Source organism: Mesorhizobium sp. M7D.F.Ca.US.004.03.1.1 (assembly GCF_003998635.1).
Classification (GTDB): Bacteria; Pseudomonadota; Alphaproteobacteria; order Rhizobiales; family Rhizobiaceae; genus Mesorhizobium; species Mesorhizobium loti.
The window spans coordinates 1-5,496 of record NZ_RZQG01000382.1; the positions used below are offsets into that span (position 1 = coordinate 1).

The 5,496-nt window shown below is 59.9% G+C and carries 8 protein-coding genes; 3 read left to right on the forward strand and 5 right to left on the reverse strand.

The annotated features are described in order from the left end of the window. Positions 1-304 precede the first annotated feature (304 nt). The 4 genes from EN935_RS20440 to EN935_RS20455 all read right to left on the reverse strand — a co-directional run bounded on the left by EN935_RS20440 (position 305) and on the right by EN935_RS20455 (position 3,007). Positions 305-484, reverse strand: coding sequence for a hypothetical protein (locus EN935_RS20440; RefSeq protein ID WP_127262476.1), 180 nt, complete (start codon positions 482-484; stop codon positions 305-307). 139 nt (positions 485-623) lie between these two features. After that, on the reverse strand, positions 624-1,655 hold the full coding sequence (locus EN935_RS20445; protein ID WP_164757531.1) for a sensor histidine kinase: 1,032 nt from the start codon (positions 1,653-1,655) through the stop codon (positions 624-626). A gap of 184 nt (positions 1,656-1,839) precedes the next feature. Then, positions 1,840-2,007, reverse strand: a complete 168-nt coding sequence (locus tag EN935_RS20450; RefSeq protein WP_013529282.1) for a DUF1328 domain-containing protein — start codon at positions 2,005-2,007, stop codon at positions 1,840-1,842. Between the two features lie 205 nt (positions 2,008-2,212). Then, on the reverse strand, positions 2,213-3,007 hold the full coding sequence (locus EN935_RS20455; RefSeq protein ID WP_109665145.1) for a response regulator: 795 nt from the start codon (positions 3,005-3,007) through the stop codon (positions 2,213-2,215). Between the two features lie 223 nt (positions 3,008-3,230). Between EN935_RS20455 and EN935_RS20460 the strand changes: the two genes are divergently transcribed. Together EN935_RS20460 and EN935_RS20465 are read left to right on the forward strand one after the other, a co-directional pair. Continuing rightward, positions 3,231-3,434, forward strand: coding sequence for a NepR family anti-sigma factor (locus tag EN935_RS20460; protein ID WP_109665148.1), 204 nt, complete (start codon positions 3,231-3,233; stop codon positions 3,432-3,434). Between the two features lie 3 nt (positions 3,435-3,437). Next, positions 3,438-3,989 (forward strand): sigma-70 family RNA polymerase sigma factor, encoded by a 552-nt coding sequence (locus tag EN935_RS20465; RefSeq protein WP_056587392.1) that lies wholly within the window; start codon positions 3,438-3,440, stop codon positions 3,987-3,989. A gap of 33 nt (positions 3,990-4,022) precedes the next feature. On the opposite strand, the gene EN935_RS20470 is transcribed toward EN935_RS20465, so the two are convergent. After that, positions 4,023-4,403: a response regulator gene (locus EN935_RS20470; protein ID WP_245462936.1), complete on the reverse strand. Its 381-nt coding sequence runs from the start codon at positions 4,401-4,403 to the stop codon at positions 4,023-4,025. Between the two features lie 151 nt (positions 4,404-4,554). Between EN935_RS20470 and EN935_RS20475 the strand changes: the two genes are divergently transcribed. Further along, a complete protein-coding gene (locus EN935_RS20475; protein WP_109665157.1) occupies positions 4,555-5,316 on the forward strand; it encodes a Crp/Fnr family transcriptional regulator in 762 nt (253 codons plus the stop codon). The last annotated feature ends 180 nt before the right edge of the window (positions 5,317-5,496 follow it).

A 5,496-nucleotide genomic window follows, 5' to 3' on the forward strand; every position in this document is an offset into this window, starting at 1 on the left:
GGCATTTGGCGACGATGTGTTCGGCCTGCCCCTGCACGTCGCCCATGGCGAACGGGCGTTCGGCGACACATTGGTCGGTGGTTTCGAAAACACTGACAGGGACTTGAAGCTCACGGCAATCGGCCATCGTGTTCGAGCAGCCGATGACCAGCAGCAATGCGGCGATGTGTTCCATGGCGAAAACGTCCTCTCGCCACAGTAACGGTCCACATTCCGCAAAGTTCCTGCACTGCAAGACCTGCCAGCGAATTAACATGGCCAGCGAAGCAACATGGATCGACCAAGGCCGCAGGTTGCGCGGAGGTCAGTAAGCCAGCTGGAAGAGGACGGCCGCGACGATCAGCGCGGCAAGACCCAGAACGCCAAGGCGCAACGAAGCGTGAGGAACAGGAGGCGGCGGCGGCGCGGATGCCTCGGAGTCTTCAAACTCGCCCATAGAGATCCGAGCGGCCTGTTCCAGTCTGTTCATGTCCGCAACCGTCAAGGCATTCCTCCCGCACCATGCTGCAAGTCCTGCTGCGGAAATGTTCGAAGATGCAACAGGTTCCAGCGGTATCTGGGAAATACAGCATCGGCTTTTATGGTGAACAGTCGGTTAAGGACTTGGCGCAGGTGCGGGTCGCTCAATCCGTCTCGAAATTGCCGTGCGGAACGACAAGGCGGTATTCGAGGCGACCGGCCGCGATTTCAAGCGTCGCCGTACCATTCAGCGACGCCGGCACGACCCGTTCGAGTGCGACACTTCCGAAGCGCTTCTCGCTACGCCTGTTGTCATTGGCTCCGATTGCTTCGGCCCATGTCAGAGATAGGGAGGTCCCAGTGTCGTCGGCGGTCAGGTTGGCTGTAACCTCTACGAATCCGTCGGGCTGCGACAGGGCGCCATAGCTCACCGAGTTGACCGCGAGCTCATGCATGGCAAGGCCGATATGCAGGGCAGCATTCGGATTGAGATAAGGGTTTGCTCCCTGAAAACGCAGGCTGCGAACCGGATCCCCGCCGTAGCGACCAACCTGCCCCGATACCAGTTCGCGAAGTGCAGCACCCCGCCAGTTGGAAGAGGTGACGAGATCCTGAGACGAAGCCAACGACTGCAGCCGGCCGCGAAAGCGTGTCAGGAAATCACCGATGCCATCGGAGTAGCGCCCGGTCTGGGTGGCTATGCTTTGAATGATCGCCAGCAGGTTCTTCGAGCGATGACTGACTTCGCGCAGCAGTGTTGTCAGGGTTTGCTCACGGCGCTTCTGCTCGGTCGTTTCGACCATCGTGGTGACGACGCCTAGCACCGTGCCGCCATCGCCGTGGTCGGCATCGATCCAGACTTGAAACCAGCGGATGCCATCCTCGACGGGAACGCTGATCTCCAGACGTTGCGGGTTGCCGGATGCGATGACGTCGCGCTTGGCCGCGCCAATGCGGTCGGCCTGCGCCGCCGGCAGGATGCCGTTGCTGTCGGCGGTGTCGGAAACCCAGGGCGCGCGCATGTTGCGCGCCCATACGGTTTTCATCTCCCGATCCTGGTAGAGAACGGAAATACCGGCATTGTGCAACGCATGGAGAAGAGCCCGTCCAAGCTGCATGCCGCTTTCGGCAGGATGCAGGGCGATGACTTCATCGCTTTGCACGTCGTCCTTCCTATCTCCGGTTCTGGAACGCATCGGCCAATCTGTCCACCCCAACTCAGGCTGAACGGCTCACGGTTGAATGGGTTCCAAAAGAGGTCTCCCGAAAATCAGCCGCCAAAAACGGTCCGCCGGACGGTGTCCTTTGCAGGATACCGCCCGGCGGTGGCTGGAAACCGTTTGAGGGGTGCGGCTTCCAGTGTTCGGTCGCCGTTCGTCCTCACGATGCCCGTTTGAACAGGCCCGCAAGAAGCGAAATGACCAGAAAGGCGAGAAAGATGAAAAACAATATCTGCGCAATGCCGGCAGACGTACCGGCGATGCCGCCGAAACCAAGCGCGCCGGCGATGATCGCCACGACGAGAAATACGAGCGCCCAGTAGAGCATGATCCATCTCCTTCGAATGGTGTAATGAAAACGTGGGTAGATGCGGTTTGTTCCACCCTTTGCCGAAAAAGGCGCTGCTTGCAAATCGTTCGGAGCAGGAGGCGTAGGAATTTCGCTGACGACGGTTCCGGCTTGTAAAAAGGCCGCCCGATGCATCGCATCGAGCGGCCTTCAATGTCGTGCCGTGCTGTCAGGGGCTGCGAGCCTATGCGGCGGCTTTCGCCTGACGGTCGAAGAACAGCGCCTGGCTGATCAGCGCCTTGACCATGTCGGGATTGAACGGCTTGGTGACCAGGAAGGCCGGCTCGGGGCGCTCGCCAGTCAACAGACGCTCGGGAAAGGCGGTGATGAAGATGACCGGCACCGACGTCGACGACAGGATCTCGTTCACGGCCTCGATGCCCGAACTGCCGTCGGCAAGCTGGATGTCGGCCAGCACCATCTTCGGCCGTGTCCTGCCGAACATCGTCACCGCCTCGGCATGGGTGCGAGCCGTTCCAACGACGCGGTGCCCGAGGCTCTCGACCATTTCTTCTATATCCATGGCGATCAGCGGTTCATCCTCGATGATCAGCACATCGGTTGCCACCTGACGGGATATCTCGTTGCTTGCCTGGGCAAGCAACTCTGAAAACTCCTGGTCGCCGACATCGAGGATCTCGGCCGCCTCATCCTCGCTGAAGCCTTCGACGGCAACAAGCAGGAAGGCTTGGCGCGGGCGCGGCGCAATTGCATTCAGATTGGCGGCGGCGCGCTGTTCCCATGCTGATTGCGCGTGTTCCTGTGGAACGCGGATGGCGACCGATGTGAACAGCTTGGCAAAAACCTTGTACAGAGCGATGCGGTCGCTCGATGCCTCGGGAAAGATTTCAACATCGGCGATGATGGCTTCGAGCATCGCGGCGACCAGCGCATCGCCACTCTCCTGCGATCCGGAAACGGCTCGCGAGAAGCGGCGCAGGAATGGCAGGTTTGGCGCGATGGTGGCGGATAAGCTCATGGTAAGACGTCTCCCTCAGAATGACGTGATTGCATAGATTGCAGGTCAAGCTGATTGCAAGCCCGGTCAAACAACGCCGATCTTGAGAAAAAGTTCCGGCCTTGATGGAACTAATGCGTCGGGACGGCGTTTGAGGTCGGGATGGGCAACCAGACGAGGGTGTCGCTTGCGTTGTGTTGAGTAATATTATGAGCGGCTTGGGCGCTGGGAATACAAGGGCAAAATGAAGGATATGACGAAAGATATTCTGGCTGGCGCCGAAAGCAGGCGCCGGAACGGTTCCGGTGACGCTCTTGGGCCGAATTCCGAAATCGGACGCAAACTCAAACAATATTACGACGAGCTGGTCTCCGACGATGTGCCGGATCGCTTTTCCCAGTTGCTTAGCCAGCTGGAACAGGCCGAACCCGCACAGAAAAAGGACTGAGGCATGGCTGCGGTCTCCCAAGGCTTCAAGACAGATCTGCTTGGGGCAATCCCAAGCCTGCGTGCCTTTGCGGTGTCGCTGACGCAAAACGCCGACAAGGCCGACGACCTCGTCCAGGAAACGCTGGTCAAGGCGTGGGACAAGCACGAAAGCTTCCAACCCGGCACCAATCTCAAGGCGTGGCTTTTCACCATCCTGCGCAATGAATTCTATTCGCAGATGCGCAAGCGTGGACGTGAAGTGCAAGATAGCGACGGCATCATGACGGCCAGGCTTGCTGTTCATCCCGCTCAGCATGGCCAGCTCGACCTGAAGGATTTTCGCGGGGCGCTGGAGCAATTGCCGGAGGACCAGCGCGAAGCCATCATCCTCATCGGCGCGTCGGGTTTCTCCTACGAGGAGGCCGCCGAGATTTGCGGTTGCGCGGTCGGGACGATCAAGAGCCGCGTCAGCCGAGCCCGCACGCGCTTGCAGGAGATCCTGAAAATATCAGGCGAAGACGAGTATGGCCCGGATGCGATTTCGACCCAGGTAACGGGCTCGCCGGCCAGCTGACCTGCGATCGCCAGGCGGGTAGGGGGGCGCGTCTCAACCTAGAGAGGCGCGTCCGCAGGCTGCCGCCACCGCTTGCACGAGGTCTTCACCCGAATAGGGTTTGCCGACCAGCCTGACGCCTGGAAAGGATGCCTTGATTTCATCGGCATCCGAATAGCCCGACGCAAACACGAAAGGTACGCCTGCCGCGCGCAGCCCCGAGGCGAAATCGAGTGTCGAGGCGCCACCCAGCATGAGGTCGACAATGGCCGCGTCGAATTGCGTGGCGACCTCCTGGCCATCGACCTCTGTCAGATCGCGGGCGATGACCACATCACCGGCGCCATGGTCACGGCAAAGCTGCTCGACATCCATGGCGATGAGAAATTCGTCCTCCAGGACGAGAATCCGCAATCCGTCAAGCAATGTGGGCACAGGCAACGACTCCTTGAAACGCATGGAGTCATGATCGCTAATTGGCCTGCTGTCATTTAAAAAAGACATGTGGCCGGCGGCGGAACCTCAATCCTTGCAACGCGTTGAAATGCAGCTCTTCCAAAGAGCGGGCTTTCGAAGAGGGGTCGAAATGTCAGCCCAGAACAATCGCGCCTTTTCCAACCTCCAGTACCCTTGCGAGAACTGCCCGTTGCGGCCGTTGCCGATTTTTCGCGACTTCGAAAAACAGGAGCTGGCCTTCATCAGTACATTCAAGAAGGGCGAACTCGCCGTCGACAAGGCGGCTACCGTGTTGGTCGAGGGTAGCCACAGCGCCCATCTCTACACCGTGCTCTCCGGGTGGGCGTTCCGCTACAAGCTGTTGCGAGACGGCCGCCGCCAGATCCTCAACTATCTCATGCCCGGCGATCTGATCGGCCTGCAGGGCAGTGTAATGGGCGAGATGCAGCATTCCGTCGAGGCCCTGTCGCCGATGCTGCTGTGTGTTTTCGAACGCGAGTATCTGCACGAGCTCTACCGCAATCATCCAGGGCTCGCCTACGACATCACCTGGATCGCATCGCGCGAAGAGCGCATGCTGGATGAAAATCTGCTCAGCCTCGGGCGTCGCAGCGCGATCGAGCGCGCTGCCTATCTTATCGCCTTCATCGCCAGCCGGGCCAAGGTCGTCGGGCTGAACGGCAAGCAGTCCATCCAGATACCGATCACGCAACAACACATCGCCGACACGCTCGGCCTGTCGCTGGTTCATACAAACAAGACGATCCGCAAGCTGATGGATCGCAAGCTGATCGTCTGGCGCGACGGCGGTTGCGAGGTCACAGACATTGAAGGGCTCAAGCGGCTCGCTGGCTGGGAAGGGCTGGGCGAGGCGCGCCGGCCGCTGATCTGACGAAGGCCTTTTTGCCAGAGCCGGCGGATCGGGTGCGCGCGGACGCGTTTTCGGCTACTTTGTCCCCAGTGCCGGAACCTTGAGGCGCGCGGCGCGTTTGAAATCGAGCAATCACAAGGAGTTAAGCCATGGCAACTGCCGCAGGAAAGACCGCAAACGACTCCCGTGCAAATGCGGACC